Source organism: Halomonas saccharevitans (assembly GCF_032333995.1).
Classification (GTDB): Bacteria; Pseudomonadota; Gammaproteobacteria; order Pseudomonadales; family Halomonadaceae; genus Halomonas; species Halomonas saccharevitans.
In genome coordinates this window covers 461,198-479,262 of the sequence record NZ_JAVXUR010000002.1, presented here as the reverse complement: position 1 = coordinate 479,262, position 18,065 = coordinate 461,198, and the positions used below count along the sequence as shown (strand labels likewise).

Sequence of the window (18,065 nt, the reverse complement as noted above, 5' to 3'; positions counted from 1 at the left end):
TCACGCACTGGGCCCCACGCACTCAGGCCCCGCGCGCAGCACGCACCGACACGGGCGCCCTCTTCGAAGGGCGCCCGTTTTGTGTAATATCGAGCCACGCCCTTCGCCAGGATCGCCGCCATGCTCGAGTTCCGCCAGGTCGCCAAGGCCTACGCCACGCCCCAGGGGCCGCTCGAGGTGCTTGCGGACGTGGACCTCGCACTGTCGGCCGGCGAGAGCCTGGCGCTGATGGGCGAGTCGGGCAGCGGCAAGTCGACCCTGCTGCACCTGGCGGCGGGGCTCGACCTGCCCGATCGCGGCGAGGTGCGCCTCGCCGGGCGCGCGATCTCGTCGCTCGCCGAGCCGGCCCGGGCGCGGCTGCGCCGCGAGACCCTGGGCCTGGTGTTCCAGCAGTTCCACCTGGTGGCGAGCCTCAACGTGCTAGATAACCTGCGCCTGCAGGCGCGCCTGGCGGGTCGCGAACGGCCCGACTGGACGGCCGAGCTGATCGCGCGGCTGGGCCTCGCGGGGCTGGAGAAGCGCTATCCCGAACAGCTCTCCGGCGGCCAGCAGCAGCGCCTGGCCATCGGTCGGGCGCTGGCGCCCCGTCCCGCCCTGCTGCTCGCCGATGAGCCCACCGGCAACCTGGACGAGGACACCGCCGACGAGGTACTCGACCTGCTGCTGGCGCTGGTGCGCGACACCGGCTGCGCCCTGCTAATGGTGACCCATAGCCCGCGGGTGGCCGCCCCGCTGGATCGCCGCCTGCACCTCACCCATGGCCGGCTGGCGACACCCACGGCGGGGCAGGACGCATGCGCCTGACGCTCGTCGCCCTGGCCACGCTGCTCGGCCACTATCGCCGCCACCCCGGCCAGCTGGCCATGCTGCTGCTGGGCCTCTGGGTCGCCGGCGCACTGTGGAGCGGCGTGCAGGCGATCAACGCCTCCGCCCGGGACAGCTACGCTCGGGCCGAGGCGCTCTTCACCAGCGGCCTGGATCGCCTGGAGCGCCGCGACGGCGAGGCCCTGGATCACGCGGACTTCGTGAGCCTGCGCCGTGCCGGCCTTGCCGTCTCGCCGCTGCTGGAGGGCGAGGTGGTCACCGTGCAGGGCGAGCGGCTGACGGTGATCGGCATCGATCCGCTGACCCTGCCCGGCGACAGCGCCTTCGCCACCGCCGGCAGCCCATCCAATTCAAACCCGGGCGGACTGACCGCCTTCTTTACGCCGCCCTGGCAGACCCGCCTGGCCCCGGCCAGCGTGGAACGACTGGGGCTCGAGGCCTCCACGGCCCCCGGCGCCACGCCGATGCTTGCCGACGGCCGACCGCTGCCGCCGCTGGACCTCGCCCCGTCGCTGCCACCGGATACCCTGGTGATGGACATCGCCGCCGCGGCGCGGCTGCTGGAAAGCGGCGCCGCCGTCAGCCGGCTGGTGGCCGAGGCGGGCGCGCTGGACGCGGCCCCGGCGGGCTATCGGCTGATCCGCGCCGAGACCCTGGCGGACCCGGGCGAGCTCACCGAGAGCTTTCACCTCAACCTCACCGCCATGGCGCTGCTGGCACTGATCGTCGGGCTCTTCATCGTGCAGGCGGCGCTGGGTCTGGCGCTGGAGCAGCGCCTGGGGCTGCTGCGCACCCTGCGCGCCCTGGGCGTGCCGGGGCGCACCCTGGTCGGCGTGCTGGCCCTCGAGCTCGCCCTGCTCGGTCTTCTCGGTGCGCTGGCCGGGATCGCCAGCGGCGTGTGGCTGGCCCGCGCGCTGCTGCCGGACGTGGCCGCCACCCTGCAGGGCCTCTACGGCGCCGCGGTGGGCACCCGGCTCCAGCTGCCCTGGCACTACTGGCTCGGCGGGCTCGGCGTGACCCTGGGCGGGCTCACCATCGCCGGCAGCGGCACCCTGTGGCGGGCCGCCCGACTCGGCGTGCTGGAACTCGGCCAGGCCCAGGCCTGGCGCGCCGGCTTCCAGCGCCAGCTGCGCGGGCAAGCCATCGCCGGCAGCCTCGCCGCCCTGCTGGCGCTGGCCACGGGGGGGTGGCTTGCCACCCGGCCGCCCGGCGAGGGCCTGGTCGCCGGCTTCGTGATGATCGCGGCGCTGATGCTCGCCTGCGCGCTGTGGCTGTCGCCGCTGCTGGCGATCGGGCTCGCCAGGCTGGCCGGGCTCGCCCGCCGTCGTCCGCTGACTCAGTGGGCCCTGGCCGACCTGCAGCTGCAGCTGCCGCGACTGTCGCTCGCCATGATGGCGCTCGCGATCGCCCTCTCCGCCAACCTGGGCGTCGGCAGCATGGTCGGCGGCTTTCGCCTGACCTTCCTCGACTGGCTGGACCAGCGGCTGGCCGCCGATCTCTACCTGCGACCGCCGCCCGAGCGCTTCGACGAGGTGCAGGCCTGGCTCACGCGCCGCGACGAGGTCGCCGAGCTGCTGCCCACCGCCGACGCCGAGGCGGTGCTGCTCGCGCACCGTGACCGGAACGCAGCCCAGTCCCTGAACGTGCCGGTGACGCTCTTCGGCATCACCCCGGGCGAGCGCCTGACCCCGAGCTGGCCGCTGCTTCAGACGGCGGCCGGTCGCGACGCGGCCTGGGCCGCCCTCGAGGCGGGCGAGGCCTTCATCAACGAGCAGCTGGCCCTGGGTCAGGGCATCGCCCCCGGGGATCGACTCGTCCTGCAGGCGCCGGGCGGCCAGGGCTCGGACAGACGCCGAGGCCGCGAGGAAGTCACGGTGGCCGGCATCTATCCGGACTACGGCAACCCCCGCGGCGAGGTACTGCTGACCGCGACCCGGCTGCGCGAGCGCTTCGACGCGCCGCCGGACTCCCTCGGCATCGCGCTCGCCGAGGGACACGACGCCGCCCCGCTCACCCGAGCGTTGACCGAGCGCTTCGGCCTCGACGACGAGGCCGTGCTCGACCAGCGCCAGATCAAGGCGCTCTCCACCGAGATCTTCGAGCGCACCTTCGCCATCACCCGTGCCCTCAATGGCCTGACGCTGGCCGTGGCGGCCCTGGCGCTGCTCGCCAGCCTGCTCGCCCAGGCTCGGGAGCGCCGCCGCCGGCTGGCGCCGCTGTGGGCGCTGGGCGTGCCAAGACGCGAGCTGGTGGGTCTGCAGCTGGCCCAGCTGGGCGGCGCGGCGCTGGTGACCGGGCTTGCCGCCGTGCCGCTGGGCATCGCCATCACGGCCAGCCTGGTGTCGGTGATCAACGTGGCCGCCTTCGGCTGGCGCCTGCCGCTGCACGTCTTCCCCGGCGAGATCGCGCTGACCCTGGCCACCGCCCTGGGTGTGGCGCTGCTGGCGGCCGGCCTGCCGGCCCTGACGCTGTGGCGCACCCCGCCGCGCGCGCTGCTCGCCGAGGAGGAGACCACATGAGGCAAGCCGCGAGGCAGGGGAAAAGCATGAGGAGATGGCCGGCTTGGTTGCTGGTCGCCCTGCTGGCGGGCTGCGAAGAGCAGACGTCCCGCGCTCCCGCCGGGGGCTTCGCCGGGCTGGGCGCCGAGGCCGACGGCTTCGTGCCGGCCTCACCGGGCACGCCGCTGCGCTTCCCCGAGGATCATGGCCCCCACCCCGACCACCGCCTGGAGTGGTGGTATCTGACCGCCAACCTGGAGGACGCACAGGGCGAGGCGCTGGGCATTCAATGGACGCTGTTCCGCCAGGCCCAGCTGCCCCCGGCGGAGCGCCGGGAGCCACCCGGCTCCTGGGCCGCCGACCAGCTGTGGATGGCGCACATGGCGGTCTCCCGGGGCGAGGTCCATCGGGTCGCCGAGCGCTTCGCCCGGGGCGATTCCGGCGAGGCCTCGCAGGAGCGGGATCAGGCCGGCGTCACCGTCCGGCCCTTCCGCGCCTGGCTCGACGACTGGTCGATGGAGAGCCAGGTAGAGGACCCGCAGCGGGACGCCCTGGACCGGCTGACGGTGCGCGCCCGCGCCGGCACGGGCGATGACGCCTTCGGCTATCGGCTGAGCCTGACGGCCAAGGGCCCGCTGGTGCGCCACGGCGAGGCCGGCTTCAGCCAGAAGTCCGCCGACGGCCAGGGCTCGATCTATGTGAGCCAGCCCTTCTTCGATGTCGCCGGCGAGGTCACCCTGGCCGGCGAGACCCGCAGCGTCACCGGCCGCGCCTGGCTCGACCGCGAATGGAGCAGCCAGCTGCTCGGCCCGGACCAGACCGGCTGGGACTGGTTCTCGCTGCACCTCGCCGACGGCCACAAGCTGATGACTTTTCGCCTGCGCGGCGGCGGCGCGGCGGGCGGCGACTATCTCTCCGGCACCTGGATCACGCCCGCTGGCGAGGCCACGCCGCTCGCGCCTGACGCCCTGCGCCTGACCCCGCTGGAACGACGCACGGTGGCGGGGCGCGAGATGCCCATCCGCTGGCGGCTTGAGCTCCCGGGGCGAGGGCTCGACCTGATCGTCTCGGCGCCCCACGCCGAGCGCTGGATGGCCACCACGGTGAGCTACTGGGAGGGCGAGGTGCGGGTCACCGACCGCGGCGACGGCTCCCCGCGCGGTGCGGGGTATCTCGAGATGACCGGCTACTGATGACCGGCTACTGACGGGCGGGCCTCAAGGCCCGAACGACAACGAGGCCGCCCCAAAGGGCGGCCTCGTCGCGTCGCACATGTCTTCGAGCATTAGGCGTCGGCGATCAGGCGTCGGGGATCTCCAGCGCCTGCTGCACGGCCGGCCAAGCCGGCTCACCCTCGCGGGTGGTCACGCCGTCGAGGAACGCCTTGACCTTGGCGGGGTTGTCGCGCAGCCATGCCAGCGCCACGTCCTCGGGCTCCTGCTCTTCATAGCTGAAGCCGCGAATCATCGCGCTCTGATCGTCGGCGGTGAAGCTGAGCTGATCGAGCAGCAGAGTAGCGTTGGGGCTGGACTCGCTGAAGGCGGTGGAGACCAGAGTGCGCACGTCGCTGCGCCCGCCCTCCGGGCCCCACATGTCTTGGGTATCGGTCAGGAACTTCACATCGTATTCGATGTTCATCCAGTGCGGCGTCCAGCCAGCGAAGACGACCCACTCCTCACGGTCGATGGCGGCATCCACGGCGCTCAGCATGCCCGGCGTGGAGGTCTCGGAGAGATCCCAGTCGCCGAGGCCGTAGGTGTCGTTCTCGACCGCTCCGTTGAGGGTGTCGCTCATGCCGGAGCCGACCTCGATGGAATAGATGGTGCGGTCGAGCTTCTCGGCAATCTCTTCGTCGGCCAGATCCTCGGCGGTGGTCACGCCCGCGTCATACACGTAGGTCGGCACGGCGAATCCGAGGCGCGCGCCGTCGACGTTATTGCCGAGATCGACAATGGCGCCCTTCTCCAGGGTGGCATCGAACATCGCCTGCTGGGCGGGCAGCCAGGCCGCGAGGAAAACGTCGACCTCTTCCTGGGTCAGCGCCTGGTAGGTGATGGTCGAGCCAAGCTCTTCCTGATCCACCTCGTAACCGAGGGTCTCGAGCAGCGTCTCGGCCAGCGCCGTCTTGACGGTCACGCCGGGCCAAGCCGGCACGGAGAAGCGCACCTGTTCGGGTTCAGCGGCCTGGGCCACAGCGGTCACGGCCAGCGGGGCCGCCAGCAGGGTGCCGGCGAGCGCCAGCGTCAGGGGACGAAGAGGCAGATTCATCGGGACTCCTTGGCAGGTCATGCCGTTATAGATCAACCCATCACCCTATTCCCCCTGGCGCGGCCTATCAATGTTTGGCCACCAACGCTACGCCCGCGCTCAGTCGCCCTTGGCGGCCATGCGGGCCGCTTCGACCACCTCGATCCAGTAGCCGTCGGCGTCCTTGATGAACACCACATCCTTCATCTTGCCCTGGTCGGCGCGCTTGATGAACTCGACCTCGTTGGCATCGAACCAGGCCTGGGCCGCCTCGAGATCCGGCACGCTGAAGCAGATGTGGCCGAAGCCCTGGGGTTCGGCATTGCCGTCGTGGTAGGCGAAGTCGTCCTGGCTCTCGGTGCCCCAGTTGTGGGTCAGCTCCAGCACGCCGCGCTGATCGAAGGTCCAGGCGGTGCGTTCGTCACTCGCCTCGGGGATCTGCTCTCCGGCTTCGGAGCGTGCCAGGAAGTAGAGCGAGAACTGCATCTCCTCGAAGTCGAGCCGACGCAGCACCCGCATGCCGAAGACGCGCGTATAGAAGGCCAGCGCGCGCTCGGGATCCTTGATACGCAGCATGGTGTGGTTGAAGCGAAAGCCGTGGCTCTCGGCCGTGGGGGCCTGGACGCCGGGGTGCTGTTCTCCCTGAAAACTCATGCGGAGCTCCTCATGTGTGATAACGAGTGTGTAGTAACGAATGGACAAGAACGGGTGGGTAAAAAATAGCGGCATGATGCCGGACTGCTGACGAGAATGTAGGAAGTGGGGACGACGGGCAGGCTTTTCCAGCCCCGGCAGGCGTGCGGCTCGCCTCGCGTCGATCAACATGTACAGAAGTGACGCGCCGACAGCGCCAGGCGGCATGGAGTCGCGAATACCCCTTGAAGTGGCCCGCCAACCTTCTACACTAGTTGTACAACGCCAACATCATTCACCACCGAGGCATCCCTCATGTCCATCGCGGCCTACCAGCTAGGTGATCACGTCACCCTCAAGGAAATCGCCAACGCCATCCATCACGGCCTGACGCCGATCGTCGAGGTCGAATCCATGGACGGCATCTATACCGTACGCTTCCACCATGCCAATGACGTTTCGGAGCTCTCCGACGCCCACGGCAAGACTCGCACCTTCCTGGGTACCGGCGAGATCCGCGATCTGCTTGGCGGCATCGGCCTGACCCACGGCGTGCTCACCTGGGGCGACCAGTGCGGCGACGAGATGATCGGCGTGCCGGGCCATGCCCTCTCGCCGGACGAGATGCTGGCCAGCGGCACGCGCATCGCCTTTCGCTGATGTTTGACCGCCGATCGGCCAGGGACGGCGCACTCAGGCTGCTAATCGGCCTACTGATCGCCTGGCTGCTGACCGGCTGCGCGGGTCGCGAACTCGCCACCCGCGACGAGCCGGGCGCCCTCTCCATCGACCGGGCGCTGATCCTCGCCGAGGCCAAGCGCTCTCTCGGCACCCCCTATCGCTATGGCGGCACCAGCGAGCGAGGGCTGGACTGCTCGGGCCTGGTGCAGCGCGCCTACTCCCGCGCAGGCATCCGCGTACCACGCACCTCCCGGGCGCAATTCCAGGCCCTACCGCGCGTCGATGAGGCGCGACCCGGCGACCTGCTGTTCTTCGCCACCGCCGGGGGCCGCAAGGCGAGCCATGTCGGCATCTACCTGGGCGACGGCGAGATGATCCACGCCCCGGGACATGGACGCAGCGTCACCACCACGACCCTGACCCTGGACTACTGGCAGGAGCGCTTCCTGGGCGCCGCCGCGCCCGCGCCCTGACCACTTTCCTGTGGCTAGCAGCGCTTCTTCCCGCCCCTTAAGCCATCGTTAAGTTGCCGCAACCACAGTATTGGGGAAACGTCATGGAGACGCCCCAATGTCGATCCCCGATCCCGCTCACGCCACCGCTTCCGGCCAGTGCCCGCCGACGGCTCCTCTGGTCACGATCGCCCCTGTCACCCCGAACGCTTCGACCGTGGTGGCCTCCCCGCTCGTGTGGCGGGAGGGCCGCCACTGGTATGAGCGCCGCCGCCTGGAGCGGCTGGTGCGCCGCTGCTTCACCCTCGACCACGGCGCCCGCATCCGCCATTTCCTGCCGCGCCTCTTCGGGCTCTGGGAAGGCGATACGCCCCTGGCGGCGGTCGGGGCGGGTCGGGCAAGCGAAGGGCCGCTCTTTCAGGAGCACTACTTCGACGAGCCCGTCGAAGCCTTCCTCTCCCACCACCTCGGCCGGCCCGTAGGCCGCGAGGCGATCGCCGAGATCGGCAACCTGGCGAGTCAGCGCCGCGGCCTGCAGCGGCGCATCTTCGTGCCGCTGATCGATCAGCTGGTCGACGACGGCCTCGAGTGGGTGCTGTTCACCGCGACGCCGACGGTGGCCAACGGCATCCGGCGCCTCGGCATCGAGCTGCATCCGCTGCAACTCGCCGACCCGACGCGGCTGGGCGACGAGCAGACCGGCTGGGGCCGCTACTACGAGCATCAGCCCCGGGTGATGGCCGGCGACCTGCGCCTGGCCCACCGGGTGCTCACCGCGCACGGCCTGCTGGGCCCGGCGCGCCCCGTGGAGGTCGACCATGTCCCGCGGCACTGAGGCCCTGCTGGCGCGCCTGGCCCACCACGCCGAGGCCACGCCCGACACCCTGGCGCTGGACGACGGTCGGCGGCGCATCGCCTACGGCGCACTGCCGGGAGAGATCGCGGCGCGCCGAGCCCGCCTGACGGCGCTCGACGCCCGGCGAGTCGGCCTGGCGCTGGACAACGGCCTCGACTGGGCGCTATGGCACCTCGCCCTGCTGGCCGATGGCCGCGTCGACGTGCCGATCCCCGACTTCTTCAGCGAGACCCAGCGTCGCCACCTGGTGGTAAAGGCCGGCCTGGACGCCTGGATCGGCCCCGGCGGCGCGTCGCTCGGCTTCGCGGAAAGCCCCGACCCGGCCATCGCCCACCGGCGGGTGGCCTCACCGCCCGCACTGCATGCCGGCACCGGCATGATCACCTTCACCTCCGGCACCAGCGGCCACCCCAAGGGCGTGTGCCTCGACCGCGAGGCCCCACTGCGCGTCGCCGAGAGCCTCGCCGAGGCGGTGGCGCCGCTGCATATTCACCGCCACCTGGCCATGCTGCCCCTGGCTACCCTGCTGGAGAACATCGGCGGCCTCTACGTACCGCTGCTGCTGGGCGCCACCGCCGGCCTGCCCGGGGCCGCCGACCTGGGCTGGACCGGCAGCAGCGGCTTCGATCCCCGCCGGGCCCTGGCGGCTCTCGAGGCCTTTCGCCCGCATAGCCTGATCCTGGTCCCCCAGCTGCTGCAGGCGCTGGTCGAGCATTCACCGCAGGCCCCCGCCGGGCTGCGCGCCGTCGCCGTGGGCGGGGCCCGGGTCGCCACCTCGCTGCTCGACCGGGCGCGCGCCGGGGGCTGGCCGGTCGTCGAGGGCTACGGCCTCTCGGAGGCCGCCTCGGTGGTCTGTCTCAACCGACCCGGCGAGCCCGCCCTCGGCGTGGGTCGCCCACTGCCCCACGCCCAGGTGCGTCTCGCCGCCGACGGCGAGGTGCAGATCCGGGGCACCACCATGCTGGGCTACCTGGGTGAGCCGCCCCTGGACGGCTGGCACCCAAGCGGCGATCTCGGCCACTGGCAGGGCGAACACCTGGTGCTCGACGGCCGCCGGCGCGACGTCTTCATCACCGCCTACGGCCGCAACGTCGATCCCCAGTGGGTGGAGGGCGAGCTCTGCGCGAGGCCGGCCATCGCCCAGGCGCTGGTGTTCGGCGAGGCCCTGTCGCGCAACCGGGCGCTGATCGTGCCCGCCGGCCCCGAGTGCGACGACCACGCCCTGGCATCAGCGATCGCCTGCGCCAACGCCGACCTTCCCGACTATGCCCGGATCGGCGAATGGCGCCGCTGCCCGCCCTTCACCCCCGCCAATCACCAGCTGACGGCCAACGGCCGCCTGCGCCGCGACACCCTCCACGACACCTACCGCGACTGGCTGCTCGCCTCTCGCCAGCCGCACCCCGATGCCGGCCCGGCCGACACCGCCGCTCTCAGAAGGAGACACGCCATGACCCCCTACCAGCACCTGCAGGACGCCACCCGCGCCGAACGCGACTGGCTGCTGGCCACCCCGCTGCTGACCCGCGCCCTAGGTGGCGACGAGAGCGGTGAGGTAAGCCGCGAGGAGTACCTGGCCTTTCTCGGCCAGGCCTACCATCACGTGCGCTTCACGGTGCCGCTGATGATGGCCTGCGGGGCGCGCCTGCCCGAGCGCCTCGGCTGGCTGCGCAGCGCCCTGGTGGAGTATATCGAGGAGGAGCACGGCCATGAGCAGTGGATCCTCGACGACATCCGCGCGGCCGGCGGCGACCCGGAGGCGGCGGCCGCCGCCGCGCCCGACCCGGCCACGACGCTGATGGTCTCCCACGTGCGCGACATCATCGAGCACGGCAACCCGGTGGGCTTCTTCGGCATGGTGCAGGTGCTCGAGGGCACCAGCACGGCGATCGCCACCCGGGCCGCCGAGGGGCTTCAGGCGAGCCTCGGCCTGCCGGACGACGCAGTGCGCTACCTGACCTCCCACGGCAGCCTGGATATCGGCCACCTGGCCTTCTTCGAGGGCCTGGTGAACCGGCTCGACGACGAGGATCTGGCGGCGGTGATCGACACCGCGAAGATGGTCTATCGGCTCTATGGCGCCATGTTCCGCGGCGTCACCGCCCGCTGCGCCGGCAACGACGCGATCCGGGAGCTCGCCGATGCCCTGGTCTAGAAAGCCCTGGTCCAGGCAGCTCCCCGAGGGCGGCTGGGCCGCCCAGTCGGTGCTGATCACCGGGGCGAGCGGCGGCATCGGCCAGGCGCTGGTCGACGAGCTGGCAGGCGCCGGGGCGCGCCTGCTGATCACCGGTCGCCGCCGGGAGGCCCTGGACGCCCTGGCGGCGCGCCATCCGGGCCGGGTGACGGTCATGGCCGCCGACCTGACCCGCGCCGAGGAGCGCCGGCGAATGGTCGAGCAGGCCCTTGAGGCGGGCTGCACCATGCTGATCAACGCCGCCGGGGTGAACCGGGTGGGGCTGTTCGAATCCTCGAGCGACGACGAGATCGAGGCCCTGATCACCCTCAACCTCACCAGCACCCTGCAGCTGACCCGCGCACTGCTGCCCCGGCTGCTCGCCGCGGAGCACGGCTGGGTGATCAATCTGGGGTCGACCTTCGGCACCATCGGCTATCCCGGTCAGGCCGGCTACTGCGCCACCAAGTTCGCCCTGCGCGGCTTCACCCAGGCCCTACGCCGGGAGCTCGCCGACACCCGGGTCCATGTGCTGCACGTGGCGCCCCGGGCCACCCGCACCGGCATGAATGCCCCGGAGATCGAGGCGATGAACCAGGCCCTGGGCAACGCCATGGATGCCCCGCAGCGGGTCGCCGGCCTGGTCCGCCGCGCCATCGAGGCCGGGCGGGAGGAGACCCAGCTGGGCGGCCCCGAGCGACTCTTCGCCCGGCTCAACGCGCTGCTGCCGGGCGTGGTCGACCGGGCCCTGCGCCGCCAGCTGCCCACCATTCGCCGCTTCATCACCAAGCCCCGAGGAGACACGCCATGATGCCCCGAGTGACGCCCGCCCTGCGGGCCACCCTGCTGGTCCTGCTCGTCGGGTTGCCAGCCGTCCCCCTGCTGGCCGCGACGCCCACCTCCGCTGACGAGAGCGTGGCCGAGGGGATCGAGCACCTGCAGCAGCGCTGGGCCGAGATCCACTACACCCTGCCCAAGGACGAGCAGGCGACGGCCCTCGAGGCCCTGGCCGCCAAGGCGGACCGGCGGGTGGCCGCCCACCCCGAGGCCGCCGGGCTGCAGATCTGGGCCGGCATCGTGCGCTCGACCCAGGCCGGCGCCAGCGGCGGCCTCGGCGCGCTGTCGCTGGTGAAGGACGCCCGGCGCGACCTGGAGCATGCCCTGGCGCTCGACCCGCTGGCACTGGACGGCTCGGCCTACACCAGCCTCGGCGCCCTCTACTACCAGGTGCCGGGCTGGCCGCTCGGCTTCGGCGACGACGACAAGGCCGAGCGCTACCTGAAGCGGGCCCTGGCCATCGACCCCGACGGGCTCGACAGCCTCTACTTCTGGGGCGACTATCTGCATGAGCAGGGACGCGACACCGAGGCCCGCCAGGCGCTTGAGAAGGCCCTTCAGGCACCGCCGCGGCCGGGACGAGAGCGAGCCGATGCCGGCCGCCGCGAGGAAGTCCGCGCCCTGCTGGAAACGCTCGGAACATGATCATCGCAAGGACAGGACATGCGCATACTGCTGGTCGAGGACGACCCCAGCCTGGCCGCGGGCATTCGCCTGGCGCTCAAGCCCGAACACTACGCCGTGGACCTGCTGGCCGATGGCCGGCAGGCCCTGGCGGCGCTGAAGGGCGACGAACCCTTCGATGCGGTGATCCTCGACCTGGGCCTGCCCGGGCTCGACGGCATGCAGGTGCTCGAGGCGGTGCGCCGGCGGGGGAACCGCGTGCCGGTGCTGGTGCTGACCGCCCGGGACGGCATCGATGATCGCATCGCCGGCCTGGACGCCGGCGCCGACGACTACCTGATCAAGCCCTTCCAGGTCGACGAGCTCAAGGCGCGCCTGAGGGCCCTGCTGCGCCGCAGCCAGGGACAGGCCAGCAGCGTGCTCGAGGCGCGCGGCATCCGCCTCGACCCCGCCACCCACAGCGTCAGCTGCCGGGAAACGCCCGTGCCGCTGTCGCGGCGCGAATTCGCCCTGCTGCAGGAGTTCCTCAGCCATCCGGGGCGGGTCTTCACCCGCGACACCCTGACCCGCCTGGTCTATGGCTGGGACGAGGAGGTGGAGAGCAACGCCATCGAGGTCCACGTGCACCACCTGCGCCGCAAGCTCTTCCCCGAGCTGATCCGCACCGTGCGCGGCATCGGCTACGTGATGGACAAGCCCTCCTCATGACCTCGATTCGCCGCCGCACCCTGGGCGTGGTGCTGCTGGTATTCGGCCTGAGCATGCTGGTGATCGGGCTGACCAGCTATCGCGACGCCGCCCACGAGGTGGAGGAGCTCTTCGATGCCAGGCTCGCCCAGAACGCGCGGCTGCTGGAGGGGCTGGTGGGCGCTCCGCTCCCCGAGGATCAGCGCCGTGAACTGCTGGCCAGCATCGGCACCGCGCTGCAGCGCGGTGACGATACACTGGGCCCAGTGGTGCGCCACCCCTACGAGAGCAAGCTGATCTTCCAGGCCTGGGGTGGCGAGACCCTGCTGCTGCGCTCTGCCGAGGCCCCCGAGGCCCCGCTCACGACGCTGCGCAACGGCTTCGGCAGCGCGCGCCTCGATGACTACGAGTGGCGGGTCTTCGCCCTGGACGCCCCGGGCAGCCCGCGGCGGGTGCTGGTGGCGGAGCGCGAGGACGTGCGCGGCGAGCTGGTCACCGCCATCGCCCTGCGCACCCTGATGCCGGACCTGCTGGGGCTGCCGGTACTGGGCCTGCTGCTGTGGTGGGCCATCGGCTGGGGCCTGCGGCCGCTGTCGCAGCTGGCCGAGCAGATCCGCAGCCGCAACCCCCAGAACCTGCAGCCGTTGATCATGCACCGGCTGCCCCGTGAACTGGAGACCATCGCCGGCGCCCTCAACCGGCTGCTCGAGCGGATCCGCACCCTGCGCGCCCGGGAGCAGCGCTTCATCGCCGACGCCGCCCATGAACTGCGCACGCCGCTGGCCGTGCTCGACCTGCACGCCCAGAACGCCCTGGCCGCCGACGATCCCGAGGATCGTCGCGAGGCGCTGGACAAGCTGCGCGGCGGCGTGGCCCGCGCCACGCGGATGGTCTCGCAGCTGCTCACCCTGGCCCGCCTCGAGCCCGAGCAGGAGGGCAATGGCCAGGGGCGCGAGATCGCGCTGCTGCCCGAGGTGCGCGAGGCGCTGGCCAAGCTGATGCCGCTGGCCGTGGAGGGTCGCCAGGAGCTGCAGCTGGAGGCCAACGAGGCGTCGGACTGGCGGCTGGAGGTGGAGCCCGGCGCCATCGATACACTGCTGCAGAACCTGGTCGGCAACGCCCTGCAGCACTCGCCGACAGGGGCCCTGATCCGCATCGTGCTCACCGCCGAGCATGACGCCGTGACGATCGACGTGGAGGATCAGGGACCCGGCATCCCGGCAAACGAACGCCATCAGGTGCTGGAACGCTTCCACCGTGGCGGCCCGGGCGCCGGGGCCGGCCTGGGGCTCTCCATCGTCGACCGCCTGCTGCAGCGCCACCACGGCCGGCTGCGGCTCGGCGACGCCCCGGGCGGCGGCCTGAGCGTCACGGTTACGCTGCCGAGAACGCAAGGCGGGACGTAACGCCGCCGCCCTGGGTCGCTGGCGGCGCCGAGCCCACGACGACGGTCGATCGAGGTGCCGCTGGTCGGGGCCTCAGGTCTTCTCGGACGCGCGCCCGGCCAGGTCAGGACGCGTCTCGTAGGCCACGTCATGATCGCTCAGATAGTCGCGGATCAACTGCCTCACCACCTGGGAAGGCGTCAGGTCCTGGGCCGCACACAGCTGCTCGAAGGCGCGCTTCTTGTGCGGGTCGATCAGCAGGGTCAGGCGTGCCGTCTTCTTTTCCATGACAATTCTCCAGAGCATTACCATCAAATGTTAATGCTCGCCGCCTTGCGGGGCAACGGCGCTGACGCCTTTGTCGACAATGCTAATGACATGTTAATGTCGTTAACATGCCTGATCGGCTCGACCTTCAAGGAGGATCCTCAGCATGGCACGCCACCGACCGTCCCTTCCCGGCATCGCTACCGGCCTGCGCGCGGCCTGGCGAGACGGCTACGGCCTGGACGACCTGCGCCGCGACATCCTGGCCGGACTGACCGTCGGCACCGTGGCCGTGCCTCTCTCCATGGCGCTGGCGATCGCGACCGGCGTTCCTCCCCAGCACGGGCTCTACACCGCGATCGTCGCCGGCGTGCTCATCGCGCTGACCGGCGGCTCACGCTTCAATGTCTCGGGCCCGACGGCGGCCTTCGTGGTCATCCTCTTCCCCATCGTCCAGCAGTACGGACTGGGCGGCCTGCTGATCGCCTCGATGATGGCCGGCATGATCCTGGTCGTCCTCGGCATCACCGGCATGGGTCGCCTGATCCAGTACGTGCCCTACCCGGTGGTACTCGGCTTCACGGCGGGGATCGCGGTGGTGATCGCGGTGCTTCAGCTGCCCGATTTCCTGGGCCTCGAGGTCGGCCAGCTGGGCGAGCATTTCATCGACAACCTCGGGCAGATCGCGATCTCGTTGCCGACCGTGGAGCCTATCGAGCTGGGGGTCGGCCTCTTCGCCCTGGGGGTCATGCTGCTCTGGCCGCGCCTGGGGCTGCCGCTGCCCGCGCCGCTGGTGGGCCTGGTCGCCGGTGCCCTGGCCGCCTTCGCCATCAACCACTGGCTGGCCGGGTCGGGCGCGGAGGTGGAGACCATCGCCTCACGCTTCACCTGGGAGGCCCAGGGCGAGACGGGCAGCGGCATTCCTCCCATCGCACCGAGCTTCATCGCGCCCTGGCGGCTGCCCGGTGCGGATGGCGAGCCGCTGGCGGTGGATTTCGCGCTGATTCGCGCCCTGCTGGGCCCTGCCTTCGCCATCGCCCTGCTGGGGGCGATCGAGTCGCTGCTGTGCGCGGTGGTCTCGGATGGTCTGACCCGGACCCGGCACGACCCCAACGCCGAGCTGATCGGCCAGGGGCTCGGCAACCTCGTAGCGCCACTGTTCGGCGGCATCACCGCCACGGCGGCCATCGCCCGCACCGCCACCAGCATCAGAAGCGGCGCCCGCTCGCCGATCGCGGCGGTGGTCCACGCCCTGGCGGTGCTGCTGGCGGTAGTGGCCCTGGCGGACCTGCTGGGACGGGTGCCGATGGCCGCCCTGGCGGCGCTGCTGTTCATCGTCGCCTGGAACATGAGCGAGGCCCGACACGTTCTGCACACCCTGCGCTCGGCCCCGCCGGGGGACGTGGCCATTCTCGTGACCTGCTTCACCCTGACCGTGCTCTTCGACATGGTGCTGGCGGTGGCCATGGGCATGGGGCTCGCCGCCGCGCTGTTCATCCGGCGCATGGCGCTGCTGACCGAGACCCAGCGCGTCGACGGCGAGCCCCATGCCAGCATCGGCGTACTACCCGACGAGATCGCCCTCTACGACATCAATGGTCCGCTGTTCTTCGGCGCCGCCGAGAAGGCGCTCACCTCGCTGCACCGGGTGGACCCGAAGGTGCGGGTGGTCATTCTCGACATGCACGACGTGCCGAGCATGGATGGCACCGCCATCGTCGCTCTAAAGGCGCTGATCGACACGATGCACCGTGAGGGGGTCGCCCTGGTGCTGGTCGGCCTGCCGACACGGATCCTCGTCAAGCTGCGCCGTGCGGGCATTCGCCGGGCGGCCGGGCGGCTGAGCTGGTGCAGGGAGCTGCAGCACGCCCGAAGGTCGGCCCAGCGCTGGCTCGACCGAGCCGCCTGACGCGCGAACGCCCCCTGACACGCACTGGTCATCTCTTCTTAAGCGGTCGTTAAGACGCCCCCCGTAGCGTCAGGGGGGCTGGGGCCGATGTTCGGCCCGGCCACCCCCAGGAGACACGACCATGCAAACGATCACCCAGAATGCCATCCCGGTGAGCCCGCGACAGGCCGGCCAACTGATCGTCGCGGGCCTGCTGCTGCTGATCCTCGGCGCGCTGCTGATCGGCTGGCAGCCGGTAGCCGTGCCCCTCGAAGTGGTCGCCCTGGGGGCGTCGGGCCTGGTGCTGATGACGCCGGGCATGAGCCGGCAGCATGAGGTCATGGAGGCCCTCTACAGCCTGACCCTGGCCAGCCTGATCACCCTGGCCGGCATTCAGCTGCTGGCCTGATGCGCGGCCTTTACAGTCGCGCGGACGACAAGGATAGTGGGGCCTGACGACGGGGGCGCCGCGGCGAGCAGGCCGCAGCTGAGATGCACCCTTGGAACCTGACCCGGACAATGCCGGCGTAGGGAGTCGTGCAGCGCCGGCCTCCCGTCGACCTGCACCTCCCCCGCCGGGGAGGCCCCATGCACCACATCGATCCCGCCGCGCACCTGGCCCGGGTGCGCGAGATCCGCCCGCTGGTCCACAACATCACCAACCATGTCGCCATGAACAGCATGGCCAACGTGCTGCTGGCGATCGGCGCCTCGCCGGCCATGGTCCACGCCCGCGAGGAGGCCGCCGAGTTCACCGCTCTGGCCGGCGCCCTGACGATCAACATCGGCACCCTCTCGCCCCACTGGGTCGAGGCCATGGAGGCCGCCGCGCTGGCGGCCGGAGAGACGGGGCGCCCCTGGGTGCTGGATCCGGTGGCGGTGGGCGCCACGCGCTATCGCCGCGAGACCGGCGCGCGACTGCTGGCGCTCTCGCCGACCGTGATCCGCGGCAACGCCTCGGAGATCATCGCCCTGGCGGGCGGCGCCGGCGGCGGACGCGGCGTGGACAGCACCGACCCCGCCGAGGCGGCCCTCGCGGCCGCCCGTCGCCTGGCCGAGCGCACCGGCGGCGTGGTGGCCGTCACCGGCGAGGTGGACCTGGTCACCGACGGCCGGCGACTCGCCCGGGTGCACGGCGGCCACCCGCTGATGCCCCGAGTCACCACCCTGGGCTGCGCGCTGACCGGCGTGGTGGCGGCCTTCCTGGCCGGCGCCGACGACTCCTTCGAGGCGACGACGGCGGCGCTGGCCGGCTACGCCGTGGCCGGCGAGCTCGCCGGCGAGGTGGCACGCGGCCCCGGCAGCTTCGCGGTCGCCTTCCTCGATGCCCTCTATCACCTGGATACCGAGGCCCTCACCGAGCGGGCCCAACTGGAGGTTGCCGATGCACCCTGATCTCTCGCTCTATCTCGTCACCGACGGCGGACTCTGCGCCGATCATGGCCTGGAGGAGACCGTGGTCGCCGCGGTCCGGGGCGGCGTGACCCTGGTGCAGCTGCGGGACAAGCACGCCACTGATGCCGAGATGATCGACCAGGCCCGCCGCCTCAAGGCGGCGCTCGAGGGCACCGGCGTGGCGCTGATCATCAACGACCGGCTGGAGGTGGCGCTCGCCTCGGGTGCCGACGGGCTGCACATCGGCCAGGACGACGGCGACGTGGCCCGGGCCCGGGCCGCACTCGGCCCCCAGGCGATCCTAGGGCTCTCGGTGCAGACCCACGAGCAGCTCGCCCGCCTCGACACGAGCGCCCTGGACTACCTCGGCCTGGGTCCGGTGTTCGCCACCCCCAGCAAGCACGACCACGCCGAGCCGCTGGGCTTCGACGGCCTGGCCGCCCTGGTGGCGGCGAGCCCGCTGCCGAGCGTGGCCATCGGCGGGCTCAAGGTCGAGCATGCCGAGGCGGTGCGCCAGGCGGGCGCCGGTGGCCTGGCGGTGATCTCCGCCATCTGCGGCACCCCGGACCCCGAGGCCGCCGCCCGCGCCTTCCCGCGCCGCTGACGACGCACCCCAT

At 71.6% G+C, this 18,065-nt stretch carries 18 protein-coding genes and 1 riboswitch; of the genes, 15 read left to right on the top strand and 3 right to left on the bottom strand.

The annotated features are described in order from the left end of the window. Window positions 1–120: 120 nt before the first annotated feature. Genes RSO68_RS07675 through RSO68_RS07665 form a run of 3 tightly spaced genes read left to right on the top strand, consistent with a single transcriptional unit; the run spans window position 121 to window position 4,516 of the window. Window positions 121–804: an ABC transporter ATP-binding protein gene (locus RSO68_RS07675; RefSeq protein ID WP_315586146.1), complete on the top strand. Its 684-nt coding sequence runs from the start codon at window positions 121–123 to the stop codon at window positions 802–804. Further along, on the top strand, window positions 795–3,344 hold the full coding sequence (locus tag RSO68_RS07670) for an ABC transporter permease (RefSeq protein ID WP_315586145.1): 2,550 nt from the start codon (window positions 795–797) through the stop codon (window positions 3,342–3,344). Before RSO68_RS07675 ends, RSO68_RS07670 begins: the two co-directional genes overlap by 10 nt. 47 nt (window positions 3,345–3,391) lie before the next feature. Then, window positions 3,392–4,516 (top strand): lipocalin-like domain-containing protein, encoded by a 1,125-nt coding sequence (locus RSO68_RS07665; RefSeq protein ID WP_315586144.1) that lies wholly within the window; start codon window positions 3,392–3,394, stop codon window positions 4,514–4,516. A 106-nt stretch (window positions 4,517–4,622) separates the two neighbouring features. On the opposite strand, the gene RSO68_RS07660 is transcribed toward RSO68_RS07665, so the two are convergent. Further along, the gene (locus RSO68_RS07660) at window positions 4,623–5,591 is read right to left on the bottom strand and encodes an ABC transporter substrate-binding protein (protein ID WP_315586143.1); all 969 of its coding nucleotides are present in this window, start codon (window positions 5,589–5,591) and stop codon (window positions 4,623–4,625) included. A gap of 99 nt (window positions 5,592–5,690) precedes the next feature. Next, window positions 5,691–6,224 (bottom strand): lactoylglutathione lyase, encoded by a 534-nt coding sequence (gloA, locus tag RSO68_RS07655; RefSeq protein ID WP_315586142.1) that lies wholly within the window; start codon window positions 6,222–6,224, stop codon window positions 5,691–5,693. A 294-nt stretch (window positions 6,225–6,518) separates the two neighbouring features. Between gloA and RSO68_RS07650 the strand changes: the two genes are divergently transcribed. From RSO68_RS07650 to RSO68_RS07615, 8 genes are all read left to right on the top strand, one after another. Beyond that, entirely contained in the window at window positions 6,519–6,863 is a 345-nt protein-coding gene (locus RSO68_RS07650; protein WP_089846537.1) for a hypothetical protein, read from the top strand. Continuing rightward, entirely contained in the window at window positions 6,863–7,357 is a 495-nt protein-coding gene (locus RSO68_RS07645; protein ID WP_315586141.1) for a C40 family peptidase, read from the top strand. The genes RSO68_RS07650 and RSO68_RS07645 overlap by 1 nt, the downstream gene beginning before the upstream one ends. A 97-nt stretch (window positions 7,358–7,454) precedes the next feature. After that, complete coding sequence (locus tag RSO68_RS07640; protein WP_315586140.1) at window positions 7,455–8,171, top strand: thermostable hemolysin; 717 nt, start codon at window positions 7,455–7,457, stop codon at window positions 8,169–8,171. Next, window positions 8,155–10,347 (top strand): AMP-binding protein, encoded by a 2,193-nt coding sequence (locus RSO68_RS07635; protein WP_315586139.1) that lies wholly within the window; start codon window positions 8,155–8,157, stop codon window positions 10,345–10,347. The genes RSO68_RS07640 and RSO68_RS07635 overlap by 17 nt, the downstream gene beginning before the upstream one ends. Then, window positions 10,334–11,176, top strand: coding sequence for an SDR family oxidoreductase (locus tag RSO68_RS07630; protein ID WP_315586138.1), 843 nt, complete (start codon window positions 10,334–10,336; stop codon window positions 11,174–11,176). Before RSO68_RS07635 ends, RSO68_RS07630 begins: the two co-directional genes overlap by 14 nt. Next, on the top strand, window positions 11,173–11,847 hold the full coding sequence (locus RSO68_RS07625) for a hypothetical protein (RefSeq protein WP_315586136.1): 675 nt from the start codon (window positions 11,173–11,175) through the stop codon (window positions 11,845–11,847). Before RSO68_RS07630 ends, RSO68_RS07625 begins: the two co-directional genes overlap by 4 nt. 18 nt (window positions 11,848–11,865) lie before the next feature. Further along, entirely contained in the window at window positions 11,866–12,534 is a 669-nt protein-coding gene (locus RSO68_RS07620) for a response regulator transcription factor (protein WP_315586134.1), read from the top strand. After that, the gene (locus tag RSO68_RS07615; RefSeq protein ID WP_315586132.1) at window positions 12,531–13,919 is read left to right on the top strand and encodes an ATP-binding protein; all 1,389 of its coding nucleotides are present in this window, start codon (window positions 12,531–12,533) and stop codon (window positions 13,917–13,919) included. The genes RSO68_RS07620 and RSO68_RS07615 overlap by 4 nt, the downstream gene beginning before the upstream one ends. 72 nt (window positions 13,920–13,991) lie before the next feature. On the opposite strand, the gene RSO68_RS07610 is transcribed toward RSO68_RS07615, so the two are convergent. After that, a complete protein-coding gene (locus tag RSO68_RS07610) occupies window positions 13,992–14,186 on the bottom strand; it encodes a CopG family transcriptional regulator (RefSeq protein WP_315586130.1) in 195 nt (64 codons plus the stop codon). 145 nt (window positions 14,187–14,331) lie between these two features. Between RSO68_RS07610 and dauA the strand changes: the two genes are divergently transcribed. From dauA to thiE, 4 genes are all read left to right on the top strand, one after another. Next, window positions 14,332–16,074 carry a C4-dicarboxylic acid transporter DauA gene (dauA, locus tag RSO68_RS07605; RefSeq protein WP_315586128.1) on the top strand — a complete coding sequence of 581 codons (1,743 nt, stop codon included), beginning with the start codon at window positions 14,332–14,334 and terminating at the stop codon, window positions 16,072–16,074. 121 nt (window positions 16,075–16,195) lie between these two features. Further along, window positions 16,196–16,462: a hypothetical protein gene (locus tag RSO68_RS07600; protein ID WP_315586126.1), complete on the top strand. Its 267-nt coding sequence runs from the start codon at window positions 16,196–16,198 to the stop codon at window positions 16,460–16,462. A 41-nt stretch (window positions 16,463–16,503) separates the two neighbouring features. Continuing rightward, window positions 16,504–16,604: riboswitch (TPP riboswitch) on the top strand. Window positions 16,605–16,641: 37 nt separating this feature from the next. Beyond that, a complete protein-coding gene (gene thiM, locus RSO68_RS07595; RefSeq protein WP_315586124.1) occupies window positions 16,642–17,448 on the top strand; it encodes a hydroxyethylthiazole kinase in 807 nt (268 codons plus the stop codon). Further along, entirely contained in the window at window positions 17,438–18,052 is a 615-nt protein-coding gene (gene thiE, locus RSO68_RS07590) for a thiamine phosphate synthase (RefSeq protein ID WP_315586122.1), read from the top strand. The genes thiM and thiE overlap by 11 nt, the downstream gene beginning before the upstream one ends. Window positions 18,053–18,065: the final 13 nt, after the last annotated feature.

Excerpts from the sequence above, each read along its gene's own strand:
- RSO68_RS07670 (WP_315586145.1), top strand. The coding sequence starts at position 795 with ATGCGCCTGACGCTCGTCGCCCTGGCCACGCTGCTCGGCCACTATCGC.
- RSO68_RS07645 (WP_315586141.1), top strand. The coding sequence starts at position 6,863 with ATGTTTGACCGCCGATCGGCCAGGGACGGCGCACTCAGGCTGCTAATC.
- RSO68_RS07660 (WP_315586143.1), bottom strand. The coding sequence starts at position 5,591 with ATGAATCTGCCTCTTCGTCCCCTGACGCTGGCGCTCGCCGGCACCCTG.
- RSO68_RS07630 (WP_315586138.1), top strand. The coding sequence starts at position 10,334 with ATGCCCTGGTCTAGAAAGCCCTGGTCCAGGCAGCTCCCCGAGGGCGGC.
- RSO68_RS07640 (WP_315586140.1), top strand. The coding sequence starts at position 7,455 with ATGTCGATCCCCGATCCCGCTCACGCCACCGCTTCCGGCCAGTGCCCG.
- RSO68_RS07620 (WP_315586134.1), top strand. The coding sequence starts at position 11,866 with ATGCGCATACTGCTGGTCGAGGACGACCCCAGCCTGGCCGCGGGCATT.
- RSO68_RS07600 (WP_315586126.1), top strand. The coding sequence starts at position 16,196 with ATGCAAACGATCACCCAGAATGCCATCCCGGTGAGCCCGCGACAGGCC.
- thiE (WP_315586122.1), top strand. The coding sequence starts at position 17,438 with ATGCACCCTGATCTCTCGCTCTATCTCGTCACCGACGGCGGACTCTGC.
- dauA (WP_315586128.1), top strand. The coding sequence starts at position 14,332 with ATGGCACGCCACCGACCGTCCCTTCCCGGCATCGCTACCGGCCTGCGC.
- RSO68_RS07650 (WP_089846537.1), top strand. The coding sequence starts at position 6,519 with ATGTCCATCGCGGCCTACCAGCTAGGTGATCACGTCACCCTCAAGGAA.
- RSO68_RS07615 (WP_315586132.1), top strand. The coding sequence starts at position 12,531 with ATGACCTCGATTCGCCGCCGCACCCTGGGCGTGGTGCTGCTGGTATTC.
- RSO68_RS07610 (WP_315586130.1), bottom strand. The coding sequence starts at position 14,186 with ATGGAAAAGAAGACGGCACGCCTGACCCTGCTGATCGACCCGCACAAG.
- thiM (WP_315586124.1), top strand. The coding sequence starts at position 16,642 with ATGCACCACATCGATCCCGCCGCGCACCTGGCCCGGGTGCGCGAGATC.
- RSO68_RS07625 (WP_315586136.1), top strand. The coding sequence starts at position 11,173 with ATGATGCCCCGAGTGACGCCCGCCCTGCGGGCCACCCTGCTGGTCCTG.
- RSO68_RS07675 (WP_315586146.1), top strand. The coding sequence starts at position 121 with ATGCTCGAGTTCCGCCAGGTCGCCAAGGCCTACGCCACGCCCCAGGGG.
- RSO68_RS07635 (WP_315586139.1), top strand. The coding sequence starts at position 8,155 with ATGTCCCGCGGCACTGAGGCCCTGCTGGCGCGCCTGGCCCACCACGCC.
- gloA (WP_315586142.1), bottom strand. The coding sequence starts at position 6,224 with ATGAGTTTTCAGGGAGAACAGCACCCCGGCGTCCAGGCCCCCACGGCC.